Raw genomic sequence first — 25,172 nt, 5'->3', positions numbered from 1 at the left:
CAATATATTGACTTGAACTAAATTATCATTAGATTATATCCAAATCCAAACAGATATATCTATTCCCCGTAAGGAGACATATTTTGAGTATTAAAAAACTGCCTGATTATCGTTTAAGACAAAAAATACTATATGTGGATAAAGCTAATCAGAAAGTACTTCAGGATTATGGCAACTCTTTGCTGGAAGAAGGTTTTTTATCCGACGCTCTTGATTTTTATCAAAAGGCAGAAGATAAAGGCGGCCTTCAAAAAATTAAGGATATCGCATTTGATCGCGGCGATGTGATGCTTTTTCAGCAGGCGGCCAAAGCTCTTAACCTGGAACTAAAACCTGCCGACTGGGAAAATATCGGACAGAAAGCCATAAGCCTGAAGAAATATTCCTTTGCCCGGCACGCTCTGGAAAAAGCAAATAATGAGGAAATGCTTAATTCCCTCAATAAAATAATGCAACAAGAGGTTGACTCAAAAAGCGCATGACAACGAAGAAAGATTATTACGAAATTTTAAACGTGGATAGAAATGCTTCAGATGAAGAAATAAAAAAAAGCTACCGCACGATAGCAATGCAGTGTCATCCGGACAGGAATCCGGGAAATAAAAAAGCGGAAGAAAAATTCAAAGAAGCGGCTGAAGCTTATGAAGTATTAAGCGACACGCAAAAAAGAGAAATATACGACCATTACGGGCATGAAGGCTTAAACAATACCGGTTTTAGAGGATTCAGCGGTTTCGACGATATCTTTTCCCATTTCAGCAATATTTTCGAGGATGCTTTCGGATACGGCAATACGGGAGGGCAATCTCATTCCGGAGCTGCTGCCGGCGCTGATTTACGCTATGACCTGAAAATCTCTTTCCTTGATGCCGCCTTTGGACTTACCACTACAATTGAAGTGGGGAAATTGGCAACCTGTCGTAAATGTCAGGGCACCGGAGCTGCGCCGGGATCATCTCCCGAAATATGCCGCACCTGTAAGGGTCGCGGTCAGGTAATCCAATCGAGTGGTTTTTTCACCATCAGTTCTACCTGTCCTCATTGCAATGGACACGGCAAAGTTATCTCCAAACCGTGCGATAATTGCCGCGGCAGAGGCAAGGAACATATATCTAAAACCGTGCAATTGAAAATTCCCGCCGGTGTGGAAACAGGATCGCGTCTGCGTCTGCGTGGAGAGGGAGAAGCCGGAGACCGCGGCGGACCTGATGGTGATTTGTATGTATTTTTACATGTTGAAGAGCATGATTTTTTTGCCCGATCAGGTGACGATATTATTTGCCGCATTCCTGTTTCATTTGTTCATGCTACATTGGGCGCAACGATTGAAGTTCCTACACTTCAAGGACAAGAAAAGTTCAAAATTCCCAAAGGTACGCAAAACGGACAGACTTTCAGACTCAAAGGCAAAGGAATTTCTCATCTGAGGGGTTACGGACGCGGAGATCAGATTATTGAAATTTTCGTGCAAATTCCCACAGTACTCAGTAAAAAGCAGGAAGAACTTTTAATCGAATTTGAAAAACTCAATAAGGCAGTCCATTGATTTAAGAGACTGTCGGATATTAGCGATTGCAATACCCTACAACTTGTGCTTTAAATATTGCAATAAATTTACCGGAGGAAAAAACATGAAAAGAAATAATTTTTTGTTCTTGATTTTATCCTTGTTCGCTCTTTGTATTTTTTCCGGTTGCGTACCATTACTTATCGGAGGAGCTGCTGCCGGAGCGGGTACGGCAGGAACTTATTATTATATTAACGGTGAGTTGAAAACTGATTATAGTTTTTCATTCGATGAAGTATGGACAGCCTGTGAAAAAACTGTAGCCGATATGAAAGGCATCGAAGTTGTTCCTGAAAAAGAAATTGCCCGGGGAGCAATCAATACATTAATAAATGATGAAAAAGTTAAATTCGATATTAAATATAAATCAAAGAATCTAACCACAGTAGCCATTCGCGTGGGCTTACTCGGCAATAAGCTATCGTCCCAGCTTCTGCATGATAAAATTGCCGATTACCTGGCTAAAAAATAAAATCGCCGTAATATGGCCGGGTAAATTTAAATGAATAAAAAAGTTATCCTAGGTATACTGATCAGCGTCTTCCTGGTTTACTTATCTATAAGAGGCATTAATCTTCAGGATGTTTTCCGTGATCTGCAAAGAATACAGTTCAGCTATGTTATTTCTTTCATTATCCTTGTAATGCTGATGCAATGGCTGCGATCTTACCGCTGGGGTGTTATGTTACAGCCGATGGAGAAAATAGATCAATTATCTCTTTTCTCAGTTACTTCGGTAGGTTTTCTGGCAATAGCATCAATTCCAGCGCGAATTGGCGAATTGGCCAGACCTTATTTAATCTCCAAAAGAAGTTCCATAAAAATGTCTTCCGCACTGGGGACCATTCTTGTGGAAAGAGTATTTGATAGTTTCACAGTATTGGCAATTGCTATAATTATTCTTTTTTTTACAGACCTGCCGCCATGGATGATTAAATCAAGCATTATCTTTTTTCTGCTCGCGTTAGTGATGTTTTGTTTTATCATCTTTCTGATACTGCGCAGAGAAGCAGCATTAAAGTTAATCAATGGGATATTAAGTAAACTTCCCGGAAAATTAGCGCATAAAATTGACGAACTTATACATCATTTTATTGACGGCTTTCAAATCATCACTAATATTAAACTGTTTTTATATTTGTTTTTTCTTTCGGCTTTAATCTGGCTTGTGGATGTTCTGGCAATTTATATGTTGCTGGAGTCTTTCGGCTTTGGTCTGCCGATAATGGCTTCGTTTGTTTTAATGATTATTCTCATCGTGGGCATAGCCATTCCCACAGCCCCCGGTTATATTGGCAATTGGCATTTTGCCTGTGTTCTGGCTTTAAGTCTTTTTGGTTTGGCTAAAGCTGAAGCGCTTTCTTTTGCTCTTGTTTACCATTTCTTATCTATGATAATTGTAGTTGTGCTCGGCGTAGCATTTCTTCCTTTCAATAAATTTTCAATACCCGATATGAAAAACCAGCTAAATAAAATAACAAAAAGTTAAGGCTGGTCTTTCACTGCAATTTTCAGAGCTTTTAATTTTTTGTGCAGATTACTGCGTTCCAGACCAATCGCTTCAGCGGTCTTAGAAATATTTCCTTCGTTCTCTTCCAGCTTCTTTAAAATAAACTGCCTTTCGAAATCCATCTTCGCATCTTTCAACGAATCTCCGGCTACAGACTGAGAGCCGAAAGCCGCCTCACTTTCCTCTTTAATATTTAAAGGTGGAATATCCTTGGTCGTTATTTCATCATCAGGAGTCAGAATGATCATTCTTTCAATGATATTTTTCAACTCCCGCACATTCCCCGGCCAATCGTGCTTCATCAGCAGAGCCATCGCTTCATCTGTCAATGTCTTCGGTTCCAGACCTTCTTTGGTGGTAAAGTCAAGAATAAAACGTTCTACCAGAGGGTTAATGTCTTCCTTTCTTTCACGCAGGGGTGGAACAACAAGAGGAATTACATGCAAACGATAATAAAGATCCTGGCGGAAACGCCCCGCTTTCATTTCCTCTTCCAGGTCTTTATTTGTCGCAGCTAAAACCCGCACATCCATGTCGATTAATTTATTACCGCCGACTCTTTCAAACTTTTTTTCCTGCAAAATACGCAGAATTTTTGCCTGCGCTTTCAGGCTCATATCGGCAACTTCATCAAGAAATATTGTGCCTTCATGGGCAAGATCGAATTTGCCGCGCTTTTTCTCTGTAGCTCCGGTAAAAGCTCCTTTTTCGTGACCGAACAATTCACTTTCTATAAGCTCTTCCGGTATTGCCGCACAGTTGACCTCAACGATATCTTTGTGTGATCTCAAACTTAAATGATGAATCGACCGCGCCACCAACTCTTTACCCGTACCGTTTTCTCCCATAATTAAAATCCAGGCGTTCGTCGGAGCGACAATGCTGATCATCTCTTTAAGTTCAGTTATCGCCGGGCTTGTGCCGGTAAGTTCATACTGGTGTGAAACTTTCTCTTTCAATAAAACGTTTTCTTCCTGCAGACGAATTAAATTTATGGCGTTGTTTACCAGAATTATAATTTTATCCAGCGACAAAGGTTTTTCGATAAAATCGAATGCGCCAAGCTTCGTGGCCTTTACTGCTGTTTCGATTGTGCCATGACCGGACATTACAATTACCAGCATTTGAGGATTTATTTTCTTAATGGACTTGAGAGTTTCCAGACCATCCATGCCCGGCAGCCAGATATCGAGTAAAATAAGCTGGGGCATTTCTTCTTCAACAATCTTAATAGCTTCTTCACCGCTGCCTGCGACCAGAACCTGATAGCCCTCGTCTGCCAGGATTGCCTTCAAAGAGTGGCAAATGCTTTCTTCATCATCAACTACAAGAATTGTCTCGTTCATGTCAACTTTTCCGCCAATTAATTATTTTTATATCACGGGTATGAATCCCAAAGCAAGATTTGCGGTTCATACTCTCCGGCATACCTCTAATCCCGCGTCGCTTCGCTCCTGGGATAGTTCGTTTTACGCTTCAAGCTTCATTCCATTCGCTTTCAGCTTGGCTCACTAAACCGGCAACTGAAAAGAAACAATCGTTCCCGTGGGTTTATTATCAGCGACGCTAACCTGACCACGATGATCGGAAATAATTGAGCTTACAATCGCCAGACCAAGACCGCTTCCCGCTTTTTTTGTCGAAAAATACGGCTCAAATACTTTTCTTTTATAACTTGCAGGAACTCCTCTGCCATCGTCTGCCACCGTCACCGTGGCTTTACGGTGTTGTTCATCATAGGTTACGGTAATATCTATATGACCACTTTTCTTATCGATCGCCGCGACGGCGTTATCCAGCAAATTGATCATTACTCTGTTGATTTGCTCTGCGTCTAAATCAAATTTCGGAAGTCCCTCTGAGGGTTTAAATTCAAAAACGATATCTTTGTGCGCATCCTGAAAAAGTAAAACGGCTTCGGCAACCACGGCATTCAAGTCGTTCGGAGACAAAGAAGTCACCGGCATTCGCGCGTAACGGGAAAATTCATTGACCAGATTTTTCAGCACTTCCACTTGATCAATAATTGTCTGAGTGCACTCTTTAAATACGGAACCTTCTTCTCCTAATTTATCTCCATATTTTTTCTGCAATCTTTGTGCGGAAAGCTGAACCGGAGTCAGCGGATTTTTGATTTCGTGCGCCATGCGACGTGCTACTTCACGCCAGGCAGCAGCACGTTCTGCTTTTTGAAGTTGAGTCAAATCTTCAAAAACTATAACGATACCGGAGTCATTACCTTCCTCATCATGAATTGTTGTAATAGTCAGAAGAACAGTAATGGCTTTCTCTTTAAGCATAACTTCCAACTGTTTTTCCAATACGCTCTCGTTGTTCTCTTTCATTTCCTGCAGAAATTCGTCAACCAGAGAAAGGTGTTCCGGCATCATTAAATCGCGATAATTTTGAAAAAGAACCTTCTCCGCTTTAATATCAAACATATTCTCCGCAGCACGATTTATAGTAGTGATCATTCCGGCTTTATCCACGGAAATAACCCCGGCGGAAACATTTCGCAAAACTGTTTCCATATATTTTCGCCGCTGCTCCAGATTTATATTCGCTTCTTCCACGCTGTTCTTGCTTTTCTTTAAATCCACGGTCATCTGGTTAAATGATTTTACCAAAAGTCCAATCTCATCGTCCGCTTCAATATTAATACGACTATCCAAATCTCCCTGTGTAATTCTATTAGTAGCCAAAACAAGATCTTGAATAGGATCAGTGATTCCCTTGGCTAGAGTCAATCCAAACCATGTCGCTAAAAATATGATAACCAGAGTCACTATGGACAGCGTAATAATGTAATTTGATTTAATCGGATTTTTCAAAAGTTTAATCTTGCCATACTGTTCAGAAGCGTCGGCTATGCTTCTAAGTTTATCCACAAAGCCCTTAGGAACAATGTAATTTACCGAGACACGGCCGATTACTTCCGAAGGCAGCGCAGAAGAAAAAACCGGAACGATACCGACAACTGCATCTCCGATATTGGTAGGTTGAATTGTAGAAGCTTCTTTACCGGAATAAATATCTTCTATCATTTTCGGGTCAAGAGTCACCGGAACAAGTTCCGGATGTTCGGCATCAGCAAAAACCGTTCTTTCTTTTTGAAAATCAAAATAAGTTTCAACCATGCCTACCTTATAATTCTTTTGGCGTTGACCGATGAAACTTTTCAGGTACTCAATCCTTTCGCTTTCATATAGATGGTTTCTGGTAATATCGGCGCTGATTTGGCGGGCATTGAACTTGGCTTGTTCTCCCATTTGCTGGTAATAAACCTGGGCCACTTCCAATGACCGGTTTAAGGCATCACCAATTTTAATATTGAACCAGAACTCCATGCTGTATGAAAGAAAATTGACGGCAAACAAAAAAAGTAAAATTGTCGGAATAAGTGATAACCCGACAAAAGTAGCCACCAGTTTTGTTCTTAGTCTGGAACCGATAATTCCACGGCGGTGCTCATAAAATAGTTTGACGACATTCCTGATAATCAGAAAAAGCAGGAGAATTATAAGAATAGCATTAAGGCTGGTAAGACCATAGACGAAAATGTTTGTTGATAGAGGCAAATCATTTTTGTTGAAAAATTGACTGGCAAGCAGCGTAAAAGTAATTGCTAAAATGCCCACAGCTACCATGACAATCCGTTCACGGCGTCGTTTTTTTAATTCCTTTTCATCGATATTGCTTTTTTTTTGTTTTATTTTCATCGGCTAATCAAGGCCACTCCCGTACACCAAAAATGAATTCACCCGCTAATAGGAAAAATTCTGTCGATTCCATGCCGTTTCAAAATCCCAGAAAGAAACGAAGAAAAATACATACTCCATGCGCAAAGGCAGGCGAACCTTATCCATTTTAACTTTAATCAGCATATAATAATTTTTCCCCTTTGTAAGCGAAGACAGAGGAACAGCAATTATTCCATTAAAATCCGTCATTGCCTTTTGCGCACTTTCAAAATCAGAGAAAATAACAGGCTGCTGGTTGCCATTGGTGTAAATACTAAATGTCTTTTTGAGATTGTCATATTTCATAGTGCGTTTAATTTCATAACCTGTTATTTTTTTATCCCATGCAATAGACCTTTCCTGATAAACTTCCAGTTGCAGAGTAAAGACTGCGGGGATTCCGGCTAAAATCGCCATTTCCATTTCGGGTTTAAAACCGTTGACCAGGCGCGCATATAAAAGAACGCTTTCTCTATTGTTTGTAACCAAAATATCCGTAATTTTCGGTTCGATAGCCTGCACCCTCATTGGCAGCGCCATAAAAACAAAAACGAGAAACAAGAAAATCAAAAACAATCTTTTATTTTTTATATTATTCATAAAACGCCTGTTTATCCAAAATTTAAAACAAGTAAAATCACGCAGTACTCGTATTAAAATTTAAAAGGGGTACGGCATGAAAGAAACCAGCCTTAAAATTTTAAGTTGTAATCTTAGGCAACCTATCGATAAAAATCAAGATTTATTTGGTTTAAGCCCGAATGGCGTCGAGAATTTTAAAGGAAGGAATTTTTTTGAGAAAATTAAGCTTATGTACTTCTTCTTTATTGATAGAATTAACAATTTCCCAACAATCTTTTTTAGCCATTAACTCTCTAAGCAAAAGATTATTTAAACGATGGCCGGATTTGTAAGCTATAAAATGCCCGATTATCGGCATTCCCAACAAAAACAAATCTCCGATCGCATCAAGAATTTTATGTTTTACAAAAACATTCTCGATTCGTTGTCCTTCTTTATTGATAATTTTTTTCTCATCGAGAACAATTGCATTTTTCAGCGATCCACCCAGCGCCAGACCTTTTGCCTGCAGAAACTCCAGATCTTTCAGAAAACCGAAAGTCTGAGCAGCACAAATATCTTTTTCATATATTTCATCCGAGAAAGTCATGTCTAATGATTGTTTACCGATAACAGGGTGTTTGAAATCTATTTCATAAGTTATTTTAAATTCATCCGCAGGCATAAACATGGCGCTGCCATCGCCGTTATTTACAGATACGGGTTTCTTAATAATCAACAGTTTTTTATTTTTCTTTTGAACGTGCGTGCCGACCTCCTTGAGCATATTCACAAAAGGAAGCGCGCTGCCGTCCATAACAGGTACCTCAAAAGAATCAAGTTCTACAACAGCGTTATCAACACCCATCCCGCTGAACGCCGATAAAAGATGTTCCACTGTAGAAACCGTTACCCCGTTGGAACCTAATGTTGTGGCCAGCGTCGTATCGCAAACATTATCATAGCGGGCTAGAATCGGCATTGCTTCGGGCAAATCCTTACGGATAAAAACTATACCTGTATCAGCCTGTGCCGGTTTTATCTTCATGTTGATTTTACGGCCGGTATGCAAACCTATGCTGGAACAATTTATTTCTTTTTTAAGTGTACGCTGCAAATTCATAATTTTTCCCAAAATAAAAAATTGATACTTCAAATAACAGCAATTAGCATACCATATTCTGCAATATTCGTCATAAAATATATCATGTTGTAATAATTATGTTTTTATTGAAATACGAATCGATAAAATTGGTTGTTTTCTGTCTTGGTGTGGCATAATCGCCACAGTTGATATTCTAGATATATAAGTATATAAAATTATTTGCAGTATCTCTGCTTTTCGCTGTAAATGCAACCGCAATAAGGCTGGCGGTACATATCCAACTCTTTGGATATTTTTACACCTTCGGCCCATCCAGTACGAAAATCCTGATAATAAAAGAATATTCCCAGTTGCTGGCCCAAGGTTTTCCCGATTTCCTTAATCATATCATGCTTTTGATATTTGCTGTAAAGTAATGTGGTCGTAAAACCATCGTATTTTTCCTGAATTGCCATTTCTGCAGTATAGGCCAGACGATCTCTCAGACAGAAAGCACATCTTTCATTTTCTTTTAGATTAGCAACTGCCCGTAAAAATTCTTCCAACGGATATCCTTCCGGCCAGACAATATTTAAAAATGTTTTATCAGAATAATCCATAAGAGTCTGGCGGCGTCTCTGATATTCCTGATAAGGATGAATATTGGGATTGTAAAAAACCCCGGTGATTTGATGCCCATGAGTTCTTAACTCTTTCAGGGGATAGATGGTGCAAGGCCCGCAACAGATGTGCATTAACATTTTCATATTATAAAATTTAACCGGTGTTATTTTTGTCCTATGTTAAAATATTTCTCCCTGTCCAGTGGCCTTCAACCCAAAGTGTTCGTACGCTCTGGCGGAAGCGATTCTACCGCGAGCCGTTCTTTGCAAATAACCTTCCTGAATCAGATACGGTTCATAGACATCTTCAATGGTCACTCTTTCTTCGCCAATGGCCGCGGCAAGACTATCCACTCCGACCGGTCCGCCGTTGAATTTTTCAATCAGCGTCAGTAGTAGTTTTCTGTCCATCTGATCAAATCCTTTTTGATCAACTTCAAAAGCATCCAGCGCTTCCCGGGCTATTTTCCCATCAATGGTCCCATCGCTTTTCACCTCGGCGTAATCGCGTACGCGTTTGAGTAGACGGTTGGCAATACGCGGCGTGCCACGTGCGCGTGCGGCGAGTTCCTCCGCCCCTGCGGCGGCAAGTTTGACTCCCAGAATGGATGCAGATCTCTTCAGAATAATAGCAAGTTCCTGCGGCGAGTAAAACTCCAGACGAAAGTGCATGCCGAAACGGTCACGCAAGGGAGAAGTAAGCGATCCGGCGCGGGTTGTCGCTCCCACCAGCGTAAATTTGGGAATGTCCAGTTTCATTGATCTGGCGGATGGTCCCTGCCCGATTAAAATATCAATATGAAAATCCTCCATGGCCGGATACAAAATTTCTTCCACCACATGGGAAAGCCTGTGAATTTCATCGATGAAGAGAACTTCATGCTCTTGCATATTCGTTAAAATTGCTGCCAAATCTCCCGGCCTCTCTATAACCGGCCCGGAAGTAACCTTGATATCAACGCCCATTTCCCTGGCAATAATATAAGCCAGCGTAGTTTTTCCCAACCCGGGAGGACCGTATAGAAGTACATGATCAAGGGCCTCGCGGCGTTTTTTTGCTGCTTCAACAAAGATAGCCAGATTGCTTTTTACTTTTTCCTGACCGACATAATCTTTTAATTTCGCCGGACGTAAAGTAACTTCAAAGTCACTTTCTTCATCGGCGCAGGAAGGACTGATTAAAACATTTTTTACAGGTTTATCCATATCGCATACCTTATTCGTTCAAATTAACCGGCAAGAAATTTTAAAGTCTTTTTCAAGAGCTTATCCATTTCCAATTTTTCTTCGGATGAACGGATAGCCCTATCTAAAGCGTCTTTAGCGACATTGTTTTTATAACCTAAATTCACCAAAGCGGAAAGAACATCTTCTGTTATAATTTCATCAATGCGATTCTGAAGACCAGCCTCGGGTTCTTTCTCCAGCATCATTTTCTTGAGAACTTTTTCTTTTAATTCCAGAATCAGACGCTCGGCCATTTTTTTGCCCACTCCCGGAACCTTAATCAGTTTTTCGACATGCCCGCCGGATATGGCACTCAACAATTCCAGCGCGGAAATACCGGAAAGGATATTCATGGCAACTTTAGGCCCAATGCCGCTCACCGAAATCATCAATTGAAAAAGATCTCTTTCCTGAATAGTGTGAAAACCAAACAGGTTTATGGCGTCCTGTTTGACATTGGTATGAATATGCAGAGTTATTGGTTGTCCTGCTTCCGGCAATTCATAAAAAGTTGTCAGCGGAATAAAAATACGATAGCCGACGCCCTGGACATCAACAATCACGTGAGCGATACCTTTATAAACGATTTTACCGCTGATTAAGGCAATCATCAGATTGGTATTTCCTTTGAGAAGTTAGCATGGCATATCGCGGTTGCCAGCGCATCCGCAGCGTCCGCCGGAGGAAGCTCGGGCAGTTTTAAAATGGCTTTGACCATGACCTGAACTTGTCGTTTTTCCGCCCTTCCGTAACCCACCACGGCCTTTTTAATTTCCAACGGTGAGTATTCAAAGACATCCAGCCCTTTATCGGCGCCGGCAAAAATTACAACACCTCTGACCTGAGCCTGTTTAATCAAGCTGCGGACATTTTTTCCGTAAAAAATATTTTCCAGTGCAATAGCCTGAGGCGTGGTCTGAGAAATTACTGCGGAAAGCTGCTGATAAACAACAATTAACGTTGCGGATAAAGGCGAATCTTTTTTCGGCTTGATTTCGCCATGAAGAACATGCTGCAAATAATTCCCCTTCTTTTCAATGATGCCGTAACCGGTAACATGACTGCCTGGATCAATTCCTAAGATTCGCAATTTTTTAATTCCGCAAAAAATATCTTACACGTGACATTCATTAAACCATTGAAAATTATCATTTGTCATCTCGACCATAGGGAGAAATTTTATAACTTAAAGTAAAGATTTCTCATCGTCCGCCAAGGCAGACTCCTCGAAATGACAACTAGAGCGGTTTTTCAAAGGTTCTTCGACATAATAAAACATGAAAGCTTTGATATTCTTTAACTTAACTTCTCCATGACATCTTCATCTATATCGAAATTAGCGTAGACATTCTGCACGTCGTCATTATCTTCCAGTTTTTCCATCATCTTGAGCATTTGCTCCGCTTTGTTCGCTCCCAATTTGACGGTATTGGACGGAATCATGCTGATCCGGGCTTCCAGATGCTTTATCCCCTTGGCATCAAGCGCCTTTTTTACAACTTCAAAGGAAGCGGGATCGGTAATTACTTCATATTCACTATCTTCACTTTGCACATCTTCCGCTCCGGCTTCCAGAGCCAGTTCCATCAGAGCATCTTCATCAATAACTTTTTTATCAATAACTATACTTCCCTTTTTCGCGAATATCCATGACACACAACCGTTCTCACCGAGATTGCCTCCGTGTTTGGAGAAGATATGTCTGATTTCCGCCACAGTCCTGTTTTTGTTATCGGTCATAATTTCCACAATAACTGCCGCGCCGCCGGGACCGTAACCCTCATAGGTTATTTCTTCAAAAGCAGCCGCGCCCTGTTCGCCACCGGTACCTTTTTTAATCGCCCTATCAATATTATCCTTGGGCATATTTTCTTCTTTGGCGAGCGCAACCGCCTGCCTGAGCCGGGAATTTCCTTCAATATCTCCGCCGCCCAGCCGTGCTGCCAGGGTTATTTCCTTAATAATCTTGGTAAATATCTTGCCGCGCTTGGCGTCTATCGCGCCTTTTTTTCTTTTTATTGTGCTCCATTTGGAATGGCCGGACATGTTACTTCTCCTTAATGGTTTTTCAACACTTTTATTTAATATCACAAGGTGTTAAGCTTGTAAAGTTTATTGCAGGTGAATCAAATAACTGCTTTCATCGTAGCGATATATTTTTTGCAGATATCACAATAATAGTCGATGCCGGCTTTCGCCATCATTTTTTGTTCATCAGTAACATCGTGAGTGATTTTTGCCGGGTTGCCGGCGACTATCTTACCGGCAGGGATATGCATGCCCCTGGGTACAATTGAACCAACAGACACAAAAACATCTTCTTCGCAAACAGAGTTAAAGAGCAAAATAGCGCCTATGCCGATTACACATCTTGATTTAATGATAACATCATGAAGAATAGTACCGTGAGCAATAGTGACATCTTCTTCAATGATCACCCTGGAATCGGGATAGACATGAATAACGGAATTATCCTGAACGTTGGAACGATTGCCGATAACAACCGGTCCAAAATCCGCCCGGATGGAGACACCGGGAGCAATCAGGCATTCATGGCCTACTTTTACATCGCCGATTAAAACGGCATGCGGGTGAACAAAAGAATCGATCGGCACCTGCGGTCTTTTGCCGTCAAATTCATAAAGGGCCATTATTATTTCCCCCGGCAATTATTGATTCAACGAAATATTAACCGATCCGCCCCGTCCTAAAATATCATGCAGGTGGATATATCCTTTCAATTCTTTTTTCTCATTAACCACGGCAAAGGAGGTTATTTCTTTTTTCTGCATTAGTTCCAATGTCTGAGCCAGGGAAATATTTTCATCTATTGTCTGAGGATTTTTAGTCATAACCTCATTAATAATTTTTCCTTCAAAAGATATTCCTTTGCTGATCATGCGACGTACATCGCCGTCAGTAAAAATCCCCAGAAGTTTATCTTTATTATCGGTAATTAAAACAAATCCGACATTTTTACTGTTAATTTCCTGTACTGCTTTTGTAACGGAAGTTCCCGCAAGCACTTTGGGAATTTGTTTTCCGGCAATCATGGCATCTTTTACGGTTTCTTTTAACCTGGTACCAAGATTTCCTCCGGGATGAAATTTATAGAAATCTTTTTCCTTAAATTGCTTCTCATCAATAAGAACAATAGCCAGAGCGTCGCCAATTGCCAATGTGGCAGTAGAACTGGAAGTGGGAGCAAGACCGAAGGGACAGGCTTCTTTTTCCACGGAAACGTCAATGACAATATCACTAGCCTGTGCCAGAGTTGAAGATAGACCGCCCGTAAAAGCTATTATAGGCGCCCCGATATGACGAACGGATTTTATGATGGGTATAAGTTCGCCGGTTTCACCGCTGTTGGAAATGGCCAGCAATATGTCCTCCTTGGTGACTATACCCAAATCGCCGTGGATGCCTTCAACAGGATGTAAGAAAAGCGCCGGTGTTCCCGTGCTCGTTAACGTGGCAACGATTTTTCGTCCAATTAAGCCTGATTTTCCAATGCCCGTAATGATAACTCTGCCCTTGGATTTGGAAATTAAATCTACAGCACGGGAAAAATTGTTGTCGATTTTATCGATCAACTGCAAAATGCTCTGTGCTTCTATTTTTAATACATCTATTGCCTGTTTAATTACTTTTTGTTTTTTTGTCATTTATTTGCCTTTATTTAAATTATGAATATTAATTTTTCTAAACCGGATAATTTTTATCAAAGCTAGCAAAAAAACACAGACAAAACAAGAATGAATTGAAAACGTTTCTTAGCAAAATGATTCTTCAGGCATCTGCGATTTTGTTAATATATCATTATTTTTATGGATGCAGCAGGTGTTTATTGACCTCACGAAAGGTATCTGCTAAAACACATTTGAATCAAATTAACGGGACTAAAGCATGAAAGCCATTTTCATTTCCGATGCTCATTTACGAAAATACAGCGATGACAGATATAAGAAACTGATGGATTTCTTCGATGCTGTTAAGAAAGGGAATATCACGTCCCAAATTAATCATAACGTAACGGACTCATCACCAAAAAGCATTAACGATCTTTATATTGCCGGCGATTTATTTGATTTCTGGTTCTGTCGGAAGGAGAAAATCAATCCGGAGTTTAAGCCGGCGATCAATAAATTAATCGAACTAAAGGAAGCGGGAATCAATATTCACTTAAGTGAAGGTAATCATGATTTCTTTATGGGAGAATATTTCAGCGATGTTCTGGGAATGGAAGTATTCGAAGAAATGATCAATGCCAAACTGGATAATTTGAATGTTCTTATCGCACACGGTGACACAACGGATGGAGACAATATCAGATATCTTTTATTCCGCAAGGCTTTGCGCAGCCGTACTTTCTATAACATTCAGCGTATAATCCCGGCTAACATCAGTTGGACTCTGGCCGGACTTGCTTCCTCTACCAGTAAAGAACTGACTGTGGAAGACGGCGACGCACTGGTAAAAAAAATGGCTTCTTTTGCTTTAGCTAAATTTCAGGAAAACTATGACGCAGTTATTCTGGGACATTGTCATGTGCCAAGTTTAAACAATTATACTATAGCGGAAAAGAAAAAGACTTTTGTTACACTGGGCGATTGGATAAATTATTACTCTTTCTTATACTATGAGGACGGTAACTTTTTTCTAAGGTACTACCGGCCTTGATTTAAAGATATACTGAATTTAACCATTAGTGAGGATGAACTTATGAACTTTGGAGGAATTTATCCGGCGCATTCACTGCGCGATGCTTTATTTGTCGTCGTTCCCGTTGGGTATGATCTGACTTCCACATACCAGCCGGGAAGTCGCCGGGGACCGGCAGCTATTATCGAAGCTTCAACCAATATGGAACTCTATGATGAAGAATTAGAGAAGGAAACCTATTTGGCCGGCATTCATACGACCCTGCCTGTTGACATTGATTCGCGCGGACCAAAAAATATGATCAATGCTGTGCGCAAAAAAATTGCCAAAGTTGCCGCTCTTAATAAAATACCGGTAATGCTAGGGGGAGAACACAGCATCAGTTTCGGAGCTGTACAGGCACTTAAAGAAAAATATCCCAAACTAAAAGTACTGCAATTGGACGCTCACGCCGACTTGCGCGAAAGCTATCAGGAAAGTCCTTATAACCATGCTTCCGTTGCCAGAAGAATTTCCGAAATTTGCCCGCTGATCCAAGTGGGCATCAGAAGCATGAGCAAAGAAGAAGCTGCTTTTTTACCGCAAAGCAAAGTTAAATCCTATAGTGCCGATTTCGCTTTAGAAAAGAAAGACTGGCACACAACAGTTTGCAAAGACCTGAGCGGTGATGTATTTGTCACTATTGATTTGGATGTTTTTGATCCTTCCATAATGCCTTCAACGGGCACTCCCGAGCCGGGTGGTCTTTATTGGAGGGACGTTTTACGCCTGCTCAAGTTAGTTTCAAGTTCCTGTAAGATTCGTGGCTTTGACGTGGTAGAACTGGCGCCTATTCCCGGCATTGTTGCTCCGGATTTCATGGCGGCGAAACTTATTTACCGCTTTATGGGTTACATAACTAAATAGTGACTTTCTGTCCAATATACTTCGAGTCATTACAAGTAAGTGTAATTTTGAAAGTCTTTATCAAAATAACTCCTTGACAAAAATTGGATCGCGGGGTGGAGCAGTCCGGTAGCTCGTTGGGCTCATAACCCAAAGGTCAGAGGTTCGAATCCTCTCCCCGCTACCAAATAATTACAAGGGGTTAGCTGATATAGCTAATTCCTTTTTTGCATTTTGGATCAGACACAATCAGATACATTTGTGTTTTTAACCCAACGAGCGGGGAAACGAATCTCACCTCTTCTAACAACATAAGAACATTAAGAACAACCCTTCTTTCTTTGAGTCAATAAATGTGGATTACTTCCGGTAATGTTGTTTAACTGTTTTCCCAATTCATGCAATATTTCAATTTACTAAATAATAATTGACGTACAAACGGAAACGCTATAAATTGTATCCAATAAGGTCACCGCTCCGGTACAGAAAGATTTAAAGAATTCGGCAAGACCAGTTGAAGAAGCTGAAAAGATCGAAAAATAATCTCTACGATTTAAAGTTAATTTACTAAAAGAAGCATGAGGTGAAATTATGATAAAAAAATCTGTTATTTTATCCGTAATCATTATGATTATTTTCGTTCAAGGCGTTGCTTTAAGTAATCCCGTGGAAACCCCAAATCGCACTATTGATCCTGTGATCATTAAGGGTAAAGATTGCAAATTCATTCTAGGCAATCCAATAAATAATTATAATTTATATTCATATAAAGAGGACAAGCTTAATATGATCCCGTTTCAAATAGACAAGATAATTAACGGGAATTATGTACTGACATCGGGAAAGGATATATCTAAAAGCTCTAATAACAATTTTGATAAAGACGATGAGCTTGTTTTTATGGTAAAAGATGCCGGCGATAAAATTAAAAATTATAAGTTCAGAGATGCCATATCTTGCGCTGAGATAGAATTGACAGACCCCGAAACATCGGACAAAGTATGGGTATATTTGGTTTTGTACAGATCAGCAACTCAGAAATCAACTGTAGATTACGTAGATTATGATGCCGGCAATCTTAAAATAACAGCAGCAAATTACATTGCAGCATTTGATAAAAACCATCCGGTAGCAGCTTCTAATTATGCTTTTGGGAAAGGACTTGGCGGCAACGGTACAAATATAATAGACAGGGTGAAAGTCAGGATTTCAATGACATCCATGGGAGTCACGTTAAATCCTACCGAAGATGATATTAAAGTCAAAGAATACGGTTATATTGACGGACCGGTACGCGTGATTGTTCATACAAAAAACACAATTACGGTATTGGGTATCCCTGTTGTCTCAACGGAACAGGATACTATTTATTATTATACCTATGCTGAATTTCCTTTCGCAGCTAAATTCCCGATTAAGCCGTCCGCGTTTCACGCTACTGTTATCGATGACTTTAGAAACTGCGCAGGATGGAAATTTTATTCGTCTACAAATTTGGCAGGACAGGTTATTGACGGCAAAATGGATGACTCAGATAAATCCCTTAATCTATCGCCGTGGAAATGGAGTGTTCTTACAAATGAAAAATTAGCGTTCTGGTCTCGATGTATATCGCCAGCGGCAAGTCCTGTAAAGGTTAATCTGTACTATAATGACAATGCAAGTGCTGTCGATAAACACGAAAATATTAAAGGAGAACTTCCGGGCATCGGATCTGATTTTAAAGAAGGCTGGCTTAATTTAAAAACCAATTCCATAAAATTTAATCTTGTACATTTTTTTACAAAGTCTTACAACCGGGGCATGGAAAAAGAAATTGTTAATGTACATGATAATCCATTGAAAACTTCGATAAAACCATTTAATGTAGATAACTAATTAGCTGTTGCTGACCCGGTCAATTATTTTACGCAGGCGGTGGTTGGAGGATGCATCAATAGCATCCCAAAGAATTATATAAGCGAAATCGCTATGCCGATGTCATACGTTGCATCTTTCAAATTGGTAATCTTCAATTCTGACAACTGCCTACTACCGAGACTTTGCACGTGAAGTCAACGCTAAAATAAATTTCTAGATAATATAATTTAATGTTATGAAAATGTCTGCTCCTAATCATTAAGAATGATTAGATATTTATCTTTTATGATCCGAATGGCGTTGCTATGATTTGGCATAGGTATTAATAACAATGGCATCTTTTGATTTTCAACAAATTCACGACGAATTTCGAGATCGAGTTTTCCATTATCTTTTCGGTATGGTTGGCAAGAGCGATGCAGAGGATTTGACACAGGTAGTGTTTGAAAAGATAAACCGTAACTTATCAAGTTTTAGAGAAGAATCAAGTCTTGCTACTTGGATTTATCGCATCGCCACCAATGTTGCATTAGATAATAGACGTTCAGCCTCGTCACGCCAAACAATAATATCCCTGGATACAATTGAAGACAGCTGTGATTGTGATATTTTTGGAAAGGAAAAGCATCTTGACGCTGAGAGTGGTCTTATGAGGCGTGAAATGAATACCTGCATACACCGCATCATTAAGCGAATGCCGGAAAACGAACGTGTTGTGTTGCTTCTCCGTGAATTTGAGGGGATGAAAAACCGTGAGATTGCAGAGATTCTGGATATTACCCTTGATGCCGTAAAAACAAGGCTTCACCGCGCTCGAACAAGATTAAGAAAAAATATCACGACAGAGTGTTCTCTTTATCATGATCAAAGAAACGAGTTAGTTTGCACCCCCAAGTAATTAATCTATATCTAACACGCTAAATAATTAATTTCTTCAACCCATAGTCCACCATATTTATAAAAGAATAAAATGTATCCTTTTTGACATCCTTTACGTCTATAAAGCAAAAATGCCAATATTGAATAAGGAGGGACTCACTATGGATAAAGAAATTATTATATACGGAAAGTCTGGTTGACCATTCACTGACAAGGCCCTGTCGGCCTTCGGAGAAAAAACAAAATACGTGGATGTTGAGTCTGACATTCTAAGATTGCAGGAAATGCTTAATATCACAGGTGGTGTTCGTAAGGTACCTGTCATAGTTGATGGCAGCAAAGTCATTATCGGATATGGTGGCACCTGAGGTGTATGATATAATTCGATCGTGCATCGAATCAAAAATAATCTATAGGGGAAGCTGAAAAAGACAAGGGAACGCTGTTACATTGTTAACTTTCGCCTTTGCGAATCATTTTGCGGTTACTGCTACACTTTAGCTGATTTTTACGTTGCACCTGTCAAAAAGATAGTCTCCGAAGGTAACGGATTGCCTTGACATGCAAATTGACATTTCTTATATTGATCCCGGCAGTTTTTATCAATTTAAGGTATAGTGCCGATTACAATATTTTGAAACCTGATTATAGGTGGATTATGCAGCCCCTTTCAAATCTATTTGAATCCCAAATTAAAGTTAACAAATTTGATAGAATAATAAGCCTCGGCTGTAACTGTGAGTTAACGTGGAATATTCGAGCCAACTTTGGCATCGAGTATGCTTATCCGCTTGACTGGTGGATAACACCCTTTCAGGCGCTGTGGAAGTTATTGGAGAGCAGGTTCCACGATCTGTTTAATATAAACCATCTGGAAGTATCTTCCGATCTGCTCACAGTCAGGGATACTTACTATAATTTGTTGTACCATCATGACTTTAAAAAGACAGAGGATGACAAAATTATTGACAACAATATAGAGCAGCAAATTCCTTTACTTAAGCAGAAATACGACATGCTTATTGAAAGATTCTTTAACGATCCCAAAAACAAGAGAGTTTTATTTATAAGAAATCGTGATGGTAACATTCCGCATCTGGAAAAAGATGCAACTCCGATGGACAAAAATACATTTGTGCGACTATACGACTTACTGGAAAATTTATTCCCCTATTCTGAAATAAGTTTACTGGTCACAAACTGTCCCGTTTTCCCCAGCATGCAGCATAAAAACGGCCGTATCGTATGGGATATCGTTGCTGATCATTATGATGATTATAAATTCTTCGGTGGTTCTCCTCGGGGATGGCAGGAAATGTTTTCCAGAAACAATATCTTCTATGAAGTTGACAGAGCAATGCATTCAGCGGCTTAGCATCTTTTGACTATGGCATTATATGCATCAATGACGTCTAATTGTGCGCGCTGGATTTAAGGGGTTGTTGTTTTGAACCGAGCATTTTTTATCTTGACAGGTGAATAAATATTAATTATTTCGTATACGAACTAAAGGAGTAATGCCTATTGCTTTATGAAGATACTATTATATTCGTTATCGCAAAAGCCAACCAGCGGGTTTATAGCAAATTCAAGCCCATGTTTTTGCGCCATGGTTTGACGCCCACACAGGCCCTTGTCCTCAATGCCTTGTATCAAAATGATGGGCTTTCAATCGGAGAGATAGGGAATCAACTGGTGTTGGATAGTGCAACCCTGTCCGGAGTCCTGGAGCGGATGGTGGATGGCGGATGGATTGCAAAAGATACTCACGATGAAGACCGACGAATTACAAAAATCTATTTAACTAAGAAGGCAGTCAGTGCCAGGGACGCACTGCTCAACGACATTGAGGCCACGCATCGCGAAGTGCTTTCCATTTTTAAACCAGAGGAAAGATTGCTTTTCGAACGGATGCTGAAGGATTCAGGGAAGTAAAAATTTTTATCAATATAGTTAGCATGCAAGATATTATTTGCTGGCGGGAGAGAATAAAGAAATTTGTAAACTATCAAGAAAATATTCAGGAGGAGACAATATGGCACATGAAAGTCTGGTAAAAGAGAGACTCGCCGCGGAATCGAAACCGTGTATTTCAGGAACTCCCAAATGGATACATATTTTCTTTTTACTAACCTTGATCAGTGTTTGTATTTCTCAAAATCTATATGCGGAAGACGAATGGAAACTGGTGAAAAACGCCGATGACATAGAGGTATACGTCCGGCCATATAAAAATTCGAACATTAATGAATGTAAAGGAATCATCACAATTCCCGCCTCTATTGATATTATCTATGCCATTATATCGTATGCTCCTCTGCACAAAAAATTAATGCATACCTGTTATGAAAGTTTTCTTGTCCGGCCATGGGAAAAAGGTTGTCAGGTGCATTATTTTGCTTTTACTGCGCCCTGGCCTATTGGAAATAGAGACCTCCTCTATGAAACATGTGCTAAATTTGATCGCGAAAAGGGAAACATGGTGGTTACCAGCAGAGTGGTTACGGATGCTTCTGTTCCCGTTAATGGTAAACTCGTTCGCGTTACGGATTCTAACAATACGTGGATTCTTGAAAAGCTTGGTACTGATAAGACGCGGGTGATCTACCGGAATTATTTCAATCCCGAAGTAAAATATGTTCCTAAGAAGATTGTAAATCTTATCTGCGAGGACGTTCCGTTTTATACATTGATTAATATGCGTAATTTGGCGAAAGAACCGATATTTAAGGAGCTCGCTCCAAAATACCGCCTCGAATGAAATTTTTGAAGGTACCCGGGGAAGTCATGGAAGATCAATGACCTAGATAGTCATATTTCCGAGATATTCTCGATGATCATGACTGTTAAATTACATACACAACATCTTATTTTGCGTAACCTTTCTCACGTAAATACTTAATTACATTTTTTTCCTCATTTTCCAAAAGGTCATGTATGACTTTGGCAGCCATATCCGATTTTCCTTTCCTATAATAATTCAAGGCACGCTCGAAGTATTCTACATTCTTCTTCAACCCATTCCTCTGGGATATGCGTGAGATATATTGAAGTCGGCTGACTAAAGGCCAAAGAAAGAGAACAACCCTCTCCAACAATAAATTCTTGGTGGCCCGGCAGGCTGAATGGGCAAATTGCATGGTGGCATTAAGGTATCCGGAGATGTCTTCAATCTCCGCATACTCTGACAAGGATTCTCCTATAGTCCTGAGTATCTCGTAATCTTCCATAGTTCCATTTTCGACACCCCTTAGTGCAACCAGACCGAGGACTTCCTTGAGCACGTCAGTGATTGCGAGAACCGTTTTCTCCGATAATTCACTCACTCTGACACCGCGTCTGGGCACGAACTCTACAAGACCACTCATTTCCATCATGCGTAACGCCTCTCGTACGGGCGCCCTGCTCACACCCATTTCCGATGCCAGTTTCGCCTCGAAGAGGCGCTCGCCCGGCTTGAGTTCCATGTGAATGATGCGAGATCCAAGGTACTCGGCTATCTGTTCAGTCAGCCCCTTTGACGCCTTAAATTCAATAGCCAACGCTCTACCTCCTACGATTAGAAAATATTTGTTACATTTATCCTAAATAATATCCAAGAGCAATAACAATATGCACACCAGCGAAGTTCTCTTTTTCACCAATTTTTGTTTAATAAAATTCTTGACAATTTATATTTATTCTGTAGTAAAGTAAGATTGTCGACTATAGATATATATTCCAATCCTATTAAACGCCCAGACCAAACTGTCCAAATAAAAGCTCGGTACAAAGCTGAAATGAACAATGGGAAAGAAAATCAGTTACATAGGTTCTTAAAGGCAGCTTGTTTTTTTTGACATGAGGTAGAAGCTATCGCTTCTTTTGTCAAAAATATTTCAGAAGGTGACTTTTATGAAATGTAAAAAAGTTGCAGAGTTTCTTTGCATGGGATTCGTCTTGTTTTTGATTGGGTCTGTGTCCTTATCTCAAACAGTGTGGGGAGCGAAGAACATTAAACAAACTAAAGATGGCAAAACATTGTATCTTTTCAAGATGGGTACACTGGCTCAAGATGGCGTCGGTTGGGCTGACCTAATCAAAGAAATAGTTAATCATGGCATATTAAAGGTAACAAATGGCCAGGTCAACATAGACTGGTATTATGGTGGTACGATAGGGGATGGCCAGGATATCCTGGCCAAAATGCGCAATGAGCAGTTGCAGGGAGGTGGATTAACCGGAAATGGACTGGTAATGACATGTCCGGAAATGACCTTGATGGACCTCCCGTTCATGTTTGAAGATTATAACGAAGTGGAATATGCAAGCATAAAAAGGAAGTAAATAGTTTAAATAATGCAAAGAAAAAAACAAGGAGGTGACATTGATGCCGTTATGCAAGGAGTGTAAGAAATTCTTTCCCGTAAAGGGAGAACCTAAAAATGGAGATTGTGTTGCAAGAGTGGTTGATCCAAGGCAGGCCTACTACAAAGCAAATCCCGTAGTTGCGGATAAGGATGCAAGTTCGTGTTCTTCGTTTGAGAAGCGGTAACGACAGACCAGGTACCGACTAAAAGAAGATGGACGTCAGCTAAAAAGTCAAACAACAATATAAGGGGAGGAGATCTTATGGCAGAACCAGCAAAAAACGCTAGTATTCAAGAACTGGAAAAAAAACAAGAATGGTGGTGGGCCGCCGAGAAGAAAAGATCGAAGAGATTGGACTACCTCAGAAAGGCCATATGGAAAAAAGGTGCAATAGGTGGACTTTATCCGGCTGGCTTGCATGTCGATTTGGAGGAGGCCCAGTTGGATACCGCAAAGGCGCGCGAGCTGGAGTTTTCACCCGATCCGTTTGTCGTTAAACAGGCCAAGATTTTTGCTCATTACCTGGATAACAAGACGATCTTTATCACCGACAAGGCCCAGCTCGTAGGCTACGTGGGCAGCCTGCCCAATACGATCGGTTGGAATCCAACCATAGCCTCAATGCTGAATTCAGAGGTTGTCAATGACTCTACGGCTATTCCGGAGCCCATTGATGCGAGTCTAAAGATAATCAATGAGGTGGTTACTTACTGGTCCGGAAAATCTGATCTGGACAAGATCCTGCCCTACATGGACCTGGCCGACGTGATGAAGGTCGTCTCCGGCACGATAGGGTGGGGTGCCCCGGTCGCCAGGGGTGGTTATTCCGGCAAGGATTACGAATACATCATGACCGGCAAGCGGGCATTTGAAGACATCATTGCCGAACTTGACCGCCAAATCGACAAGGCGGACGCCAATGTCCACAAACCCGGCGCCAACTCGGAAATGGGCGATCTGTATGACAAGATGAACATGTGGGAAGCCATGAAGATAACCCTTGAAGCTGGTATTCGCCATGGTCAGCGCTTTGCACGCCTGGCCAGGATCATTGCGGAAAACTATGAGACCGATAATAAGCGCAAAGAAGAGCTCTTGCAGATCGCCAACTGCTGCGAACGAGTACCGGCCAAGACGCCCCGTACCCTCCAGGAATCGCTCCAGTACGACATCTTCATTCAACTGTTCAGCCGGAGCGAAGCAATTGAAGGCGCCTGGCCCGCCAGACCGGACTACTACCATGGTCCGTATTACGACAAAGACGTCAACATCGACAAGAGCCTCACCAAGGAAGAGGCCATGGATCTGGTCGGCGAGTTTCTGATCAGAGCCGCCGAGATTTCTCAGTACAAGGTGAAAATGATCCGGGAAGGATTGCAGGGTATAGAAGGAACCTGGGTCTGGACCCTGGGTGGTGTCAATAAAGACGGCAGCGACGCCTGCAACGATATGACAATTGCGTTGCTTCAGGCAGCACGTCTGGTCAGGGTTGCCAACCCGACCTTCAGTTTCCGTTGGCATCCTAAAGTCAAGGAAGAAGTCCTGCGCGAATGTTTTGAATGCATCCGCCAAGGGCTCGGTTATCCTTCAATGCGTAATGATCCTATCCTGATTGCTAATTCCATGCATTGGCACGGACACCCCATCGAGGAGGCCCGCACCTGGGTGCATCAGGCCTGCATGTCGCCGTGTCCCACGACCAATCATGGTTTCCAGTCCATGCGCATGGCCAACGCCACGGCGAACTGTGCCAAGATCATCGAGTACGTCTTTACCAGCGGTTTCGACCCGGTGGTCAACATGCAGATCGGAGCTGAAACGCCTGATGCGGCAACTTTCACCGATTTCGAGCAGGTATACGATGCATGGATTCTCCAGATGAAGACCATCTTCAGTACCCTGGTTCGTCCGGTGAACCGGGCCAGATCACTAGCTTCCAAGTTTACCCCACGGCCTTTCCTGTCGGCCATCTCCGAGCGTTCGGTTGAAGGCGGACTGGATGTGAACGATCCGTCGATCAGCCGTGGTAATTCCTGGATAACAGCATTTACCTGGGTAGAAAACGCCGATAGTTTGGCAGCAATCAAGAAGCTGGTTTTCGAAGAAAAGAAATACACCATGGCCCAGCTTAAGCAGGCGATCACCGACGATTGGCAGGGCCATGAGGAGATGCGTCTTGATTTCGTCAAGAATGCGCCTAAGTGGGGCAATGATGATGACTATG

The 25,172-nt window shown here is 41.1% G+C and carries 27 protein-coding genes and 1 tRNA gene; 16 read left to right on the top strand and 12 right to left on the bottom strand.

Annotation, left to right across the window (positions count from 1 at the left end; all coding sequences use genetic code 11):
* The first annotated feature begins 83 nt into the window (after positions 1–83).
* From CVU62_12860 to CVU62_12845, 4 genes are all read left to right on the top strand, one after another.
* Positions 84–482: a hypothetical protein gene (locus tag CVU62_12860; GenBank protein PKN36979.1), complete on the top strand. Its 399-nt coding sequence runs from the start codon at positions 84–86 to the stop codon at positions 480–482.
* Positions 479–1,546 (top strand): molecular chaperone DnaJ, encoded by a 1,068-nt coding sequence (gene dnaJ, locus CVU62_12855; GenBank protein PKN36978.1) that lies wholly within the window; start codon positions 479–481, stop codon positions 1,544–1,546. Before CVU62_12860 ends, dnaJ begins: the two co-directional genes overlap by 4 nt.
* 85 nt (positions 1,547–1,631) lie before the next feature.
* Positions 1,632–2,039, top strand: coding sequence for a hypothetical protein (locus CVU62_12850; GenBank protein ID PKN36977.1), 408 nt, complete (start codon positions 1,632–1,634; stop codon positions 2,037–2,039).
* 30 nt (positions 2,040–2,069) lie between these two features.
* Complete coding sequence (locus tag CVU62_12845) at positions 2,070–3,056, top strand: hypothetical protein (GenBank protein PKN36976.1); 987 nt, start codon at positions 2,070–2,072, stop codon at positions 3,054–3,056.
* On the opposite strand, the gene CVU62_12840 is transcribed toward CVU62_12845, so the two are convergent.
* The 11 genes from CVU62_12840 to CVU62_12790 form a co-directional block, all read right to left on the bottom strand.
* Positions 3,053–4,423 (bottom strand): Fis family transcriptional regulator, encoded by a 1,371-nt coding sequence (locus CVU62_12840; GenBank protein ID PKN36975.1) that lies wholly within the window; start codon positions 4,421–4,423, stop codon positions 3,053–3,055. The genes CVU62_12845 and CVU62_12840 overlap by 4 nt on opposite strands.
* A gap of 165 nt (positions 4,424–4,588) precedes the next feature.
* Positions 4,589–6,796 (bottom strand): PAS domain-containing sensor histidine kinase, encoded by a 2,208-nt coding sequence (locus CVU62_12835; GenBank protein ID PKN36974.1) that lies wholly within the window; start codon positions 6,794–6,796, stop codon positions 4,589–4,591.
* Positions 6,797–6,841: 45 nt separating this feature from the next.
* A complete protein-coding gene (locus CVU62_12830) occupies positions 6,842–7,417 on the bottom strand; it encodes a hypothetical protein (protein PKN36973.1) in 576 nt (191 codons plus the stop codon).
* A gap of 151 nt (positions 7,418–7,568) precedes the next feature.
* Positions 7,569–8,501, bottom strand: a complete 933-nt coding sequence (locus CVU62_12825) for a UDP-3-O-[3-hydroxymyristoyl] N-acetylglucosamine deacetylase (GenBank protein PKN36972.1) — start codon at positions 8,499–8,501, stop codon at positions 7,569–7,571.
* A gap of 197 nt (positions 8,502–8,698) precedes the next feature.
* A complete protein-coding gene (locus CVU62_12820; protein PKN36971.1) occupies positions 8,699–9,229 on the bottom strand; it encodes a hypothetical protein in 531 nt (176 codons plus the stop codon).
* A gap of 36 nt (positions 9,230–9,265) precedes the next feature.
* Positions 9,266–10,291 carry a Holliday junction branch migration DNA helicase RuvB gene (locus tag CVU62_12815; GenBank protein ID PKN36970.1) on the bottom strand — a complete coding sequence of 342 codons (1,026 nt, stop codon included), beginning with the start codon at positions 10,289–10,291 and terminating at the stop codon, positions 9,266–9,268.
* A gap of 23 nt (positions 10,292–10,314) precedes the next feature.
* Positions 10,315–10,923, bottom strand: coding sequence for a Holliday junction branch migration protein RuvA (locus CVU62_12810; GenBank protein PKN36969.1), 609 nt, complete (start codon positions 10,921–10,923; stop codon positions 10,315–10,317).
* Positions 10,923–11,402, bottom strand: a complete 480-nt coding sequence (locus tag CVU62_12805; protein PKN36968.1) for a crossover junction endodeoxyribonuclease RuvC — start codon at positions 11,400–11,402, stop codon at positions 10,923–10,925. The genes CVU62_12810 and CVU62_12805 overlap by 1 nt, the downstream gene beginning before the upstream one ends.
* A 206-nt stretch (positions 11,403–11,608) precedes the next feature.
* Positions 11,609–12,358, bottom strand: coding sequence for a YebC/PmpR family DNA-binding transcriptional regulator (locus CVU62_12800; protein PKN36967.1), 750 nt, complete (start codon positions 12,356–12,358; stop codon positions 11,609–11,611).
* Between the two features lie 80 nt (positions 12,359–12,438).
* Complete coding sequence (locus tag CVU62_12795) at positions 12,439–12,963, bottom strand: hypothetical protein (protein ID PKN36966.1); 525 nt, start codon at positions 12,961–12,963, stop codon at positions 12,439–12,441.
* An 18-nt stretch (positions 12,964–12,981) separates the two neighbouring features.
* Complete coding sequence (locus tag CVU62_12790; GenBank protein PKN36965.1) at positions 12,982–13,977, bottom strand: KpsF/GutQ family sugar-phosphate isomerase; 996 nt, start codon at positions 13,975–13,977, stop codon at positions 12,982–12,984.
* Between the two features lie 241 nt (positions 13,978–14,218).
* Here CVU62_12790 and CVU62_12785 point away from each other — a divergent pair, with 241 nt between their 5' ends.
* The 9 genes from CVU62_12785 to CVU62_12745 all read left to right on the top strand — a co-directional run bounded on the left by CVU62_12785 (position 14,219) and on the right by CVU62_12745 (position 21,359).
* Positions 14,219–14,992, top strand: coding sequence for a hypothetical protein (locus tag CVU62_12785; GenBank protein ID PKN36964.1), 774 nt, complete (start codon positions 14,219–14,221; stop codon positions 14,990–14,992).
* Positions 14,993–15,034: 42 nt separating this feature from the next.
* Positions 15,035–15,880, top strand: a complete 846-nt coding sequence (speB, locus tag CVU62_12780; protein PKN36963.1) for an agmatinase — start codon at positions 15,035–15,037, stop codon at positions 15,878–15,880.
* Positions 15,881–15,969: 89 nt separating this feature from the next.
* Positions 15,970–16,046, top strand: a tRNA-Met gene (locus tag CVU62_12775).
* 404 nt (positions 16,047–16,450) lie between these two features.
* Positions 16,451–17,737 (top strand): hypothetical protein, encoded by a 1,287-nt coding sequence (locus CVU62_12770; protein ID PKN36962.1) that lies wholly within the window; start codon positions 16,451–16,453, stop codon positions 17,735–17,737.
* A 313-nt stretch (positions 17,738–18,050) separates the two neighbouring features.
* A complete protein-coding gene (locus CVU62_12765) occupies positions 18,051–18,617 on the top strand; it encodes an RNA polymerase subunit sigma-24 (protein ID PKN36961.1) in 567 nt (188 codons plus the stop codon).
* Between the two features lie 142 nt (positions 18,618–18,759).
* A complete protein-coding gene (locus CVU62_12760; GenBank protein ID PKN36960.1) occupies positions 18,760–18,966 on the top strand; it encodes a glutaredoxin in 207 nt (68 codons plus the stop codon).
* 290 nt (positions 18,967–19,256) lie between these two features.
* Positions 19,257–19,973, top strand: a complete 717-nt coding sequence (locus tag CVU62_12755) for a hypothetical protein (protein ID PKN36959.1) — start codon at positions 19,257–19,259, stop codon at positions 19,971–19,973.
* Between the two features lie 149 nt (positions 19,974–20,122).
* Positions 20,123–20,533, top strand: coding sequence for a MarR family transcriptional regulator (locus tag CVU62_12750; GenBank protein ID PKN36958.1), 411 nt, complete (start codon positions 20,123–20,125; stop codon positions 20,531–20,533).
* A 100-nt stretch (positions 20,534–20,633) separates the two neighbouring features.
* On the top strand, positions 20,634–21,359 hold the full coding sequence (locus CVU62_12745) for a hypothetical protein (protein ID PKN36957.1): 726 nt from the start codon (positions 20,634–20,636) through the stop codon (positions 21,357–21,359).
* A 106-nt stretch (positions 21,360–21,465) separates the two neighbouring features.
* On the opposite strand, the gene CVU62_12740 is transcribed toward CVU62_12745, so the two are convergent.
* Positions 21,466–22,140 carry a hypothetical protein gene (locus tag CVU62_12740; GenBank protein PKN36956.1) on the bottom strand — a complete coding sequence of 225 codons (675 nt, stop codon included), beginning with the start codon at positions 22,138–22,140 and terminating at the stop codon, positions 21,466–21,468.
* 352 nt (positions 22,141–22,492) lie between these two features.
* Between CVU62_12740 and CVU62_12735 the strand changes: the two genes are divergently transcribed.
* The 3 genes from CVU62_12735 to CVU62_12725 all read left to right on the top strand — a co-directional run.
* Positions 22,493–22,924, top strand: a complete 432-nt coding sequence (locus CVU62_12735; protein ID PKN36955.1) for a hypothetical protein — start codon at positions 22,493–22,495, stop codon at positions 22,922–22,924.
* A 43-nt stretch (positions 22,925–22,967) separates the two neighbouring features.
* Complete coding sequence (locus CVU62_12730) at positions 22,968–23,132, top strand: benzylsuccinate synthase (GenBank protein PKN36954.1); 165 nt, start codon at positions 22,968–22,970, stop codon at positions 23,130–23,132.
* Positions 23,133–23,209: 77 nt separating this feature from the next.
* Positions 23,210–25,172 (top strand): formate acetyltransferase (locus CVU62_12725; GenBank protein ID PKN36953.1); only part of this gene is annotated, 1,963 nt, incomplete at its 3' end.

Source organism: Deltaproteobacteria bacterium HGW-Deltaproteobacteria-2 (assembly GCA_002840505.1).
Taxonomy (GTDB): Bacteria; Desulfobacterota; Syntrophia; order Syntrophales; family Smithellaceae; genus Smithella.
Note: the sequence above shows the minus strand (reverse complement) of the source record. Positions and strands in the feature narration are given on the sequence as shown.

Excerpts from the sequence above, each read along its gene's own strand:
- dnaJ (PKN36978.1), top strand. The coding sequence starts at position 479 with ATGACAACGAAGAAAGATTATTACGAAATTTTAAACGTGGATAGAAAT.
- CVU62_12850 (PKN36977.1), top strand. The coding sequence starts at position 1,632 with ATGAAAAGAAATAATTTTTTGTTCTTGATTTTATCCTTGTTCGCTCTT.
- CVU62_12845 (PKN36976.1), top strand. The coding sequence starts at position 2,070 with ATGAATAAAAAAGTTATCCTAGGTATACTGATCAGCGTCTTCCTGGTT.
- CVU62_12840 (PKN36975.1), bottom strand. The coding sequence starts at position 4,423 with ATGAACGAGACAATTCTTGTAGTTGATGATGAAGAAAGCATTTGCCAC.
- CVU62_12835 (PKN36974.1), bottom strand. The coding sequence starts at position 6,796 with ATGAAAATAAAACAAAAAAAAAGCAATATCGATGAAAAGGAATTAAAA.
- CVU62_12830 (PKN36973.1), bottom strand. The coding sequence starts at position 7,417 with ATGAATAATATAAAAAATAAAAGATTGTTTTTGATTTTCTTGTTTCTC.
- CVU62_12825 (PKN36972.1), bottom strand. The coding sequence starts at position 8,501 with ATGAATTTGCAGCGTACACTTAAAAAAGAAATAAATTGTTCCAGCATA.
- CVU62_12820 (PKN36971.1), bottom strand. The coding sequence starts at position 9,229 with ATGAAAATGTTAATGCACATCTGTTGCGGGCCTTGCACCATCTATCCC.
- CVU62_12815 (PKN36970.1), bottom strand. The coding sequence starts at position 10,291 with ATGGATAAACCTGTAAAAAATGTTTTAATCAGTCCTTCCTGCGCCGAT.
- CVU62_12810 (PKN36969.1), bottom strand. The coding sequence starts at position 10,923 with ATGATTGCCTTAATCAGCGGTAAAATCGTTTATAAAGGTATCGCTCAC.
- CVU62_12800 (PKN36967.1), bottom strand. The coding sequence starts at position 12,358 with ATGTCCGGCCATTCCAAATGGAGCACAATAAAAAGAAAAAAAGGCGCG.
- CVU62_12795 (PKN36966.1), bottom strand. The coding sequence starts at position 12,963 with ATGGCCCTTTATGAATTTGACGGCAAAAGACCGCAGGTGCCGATCGAT.
- CVU62_12790 (PKN36965.1), bottom strand. The coding sequence starts at position 13,977 with ATGACAAAAAAACAAAAAGTAATTAAACAGGCAATAGATGTATTAAAA.
- CVU62_12785 (PKN36964.1), top strand. The coding sequence starts at position 14,219 with ATGAAAGCCATTTTCATTTCCGATGCTCATTTACGAAAATACAGCGAT.
- speB (PKN36963.1), top strand. The coding sequence starts at position 15,035 with ATGAACTTTGGAGGAATTTATCCGGCGCATTCACTGCGCGATGCTTTA.
- CVU62_12770 (PKN36962.1), top strand. The coding sequence starts at position 16,451 with ATGATAAAAAAATCTGTTATTTTATCCGTAATCATTATGATTATTTTC.
- CVU62_12765 (PKN36961.1), top strand. The coding sequence starts at position 18,051 with ATGGCATCTTTTGATTTTCAACAAATTCACGACGAATTTCGAGATCGA.
- CVU62_12755 (PKN36959.1), top strand. The coding sequence starts at position 19,257 with ATGCAGCCCCTTTCAAATCTATTTGAATCCCAAATTAAAGTTAACAAA.
- CVU62_12745 (PKN36957.1), top strand. The coding sequence starts at position 20,634 with ATGGCACATGAAAGTCTGGTAAAAGAGAGACTCGCCGCGGAATCGAAA.
- CVU62_12735 (PKN36955.1), top strand. The coding sequence starts at position 22,493 with ATGAAATGTAAAAAAGTTGCAGAGTTTCTTTGCATGGGATTCGTCTTG.
- CVU62_12730 (PKN36954.1), top strand. The coding sequence starts at position 22,968 with ATGCCGTTATGCAAGGAGTGTAAGAAATTCTTTCCCGTAAAGGGAGAA.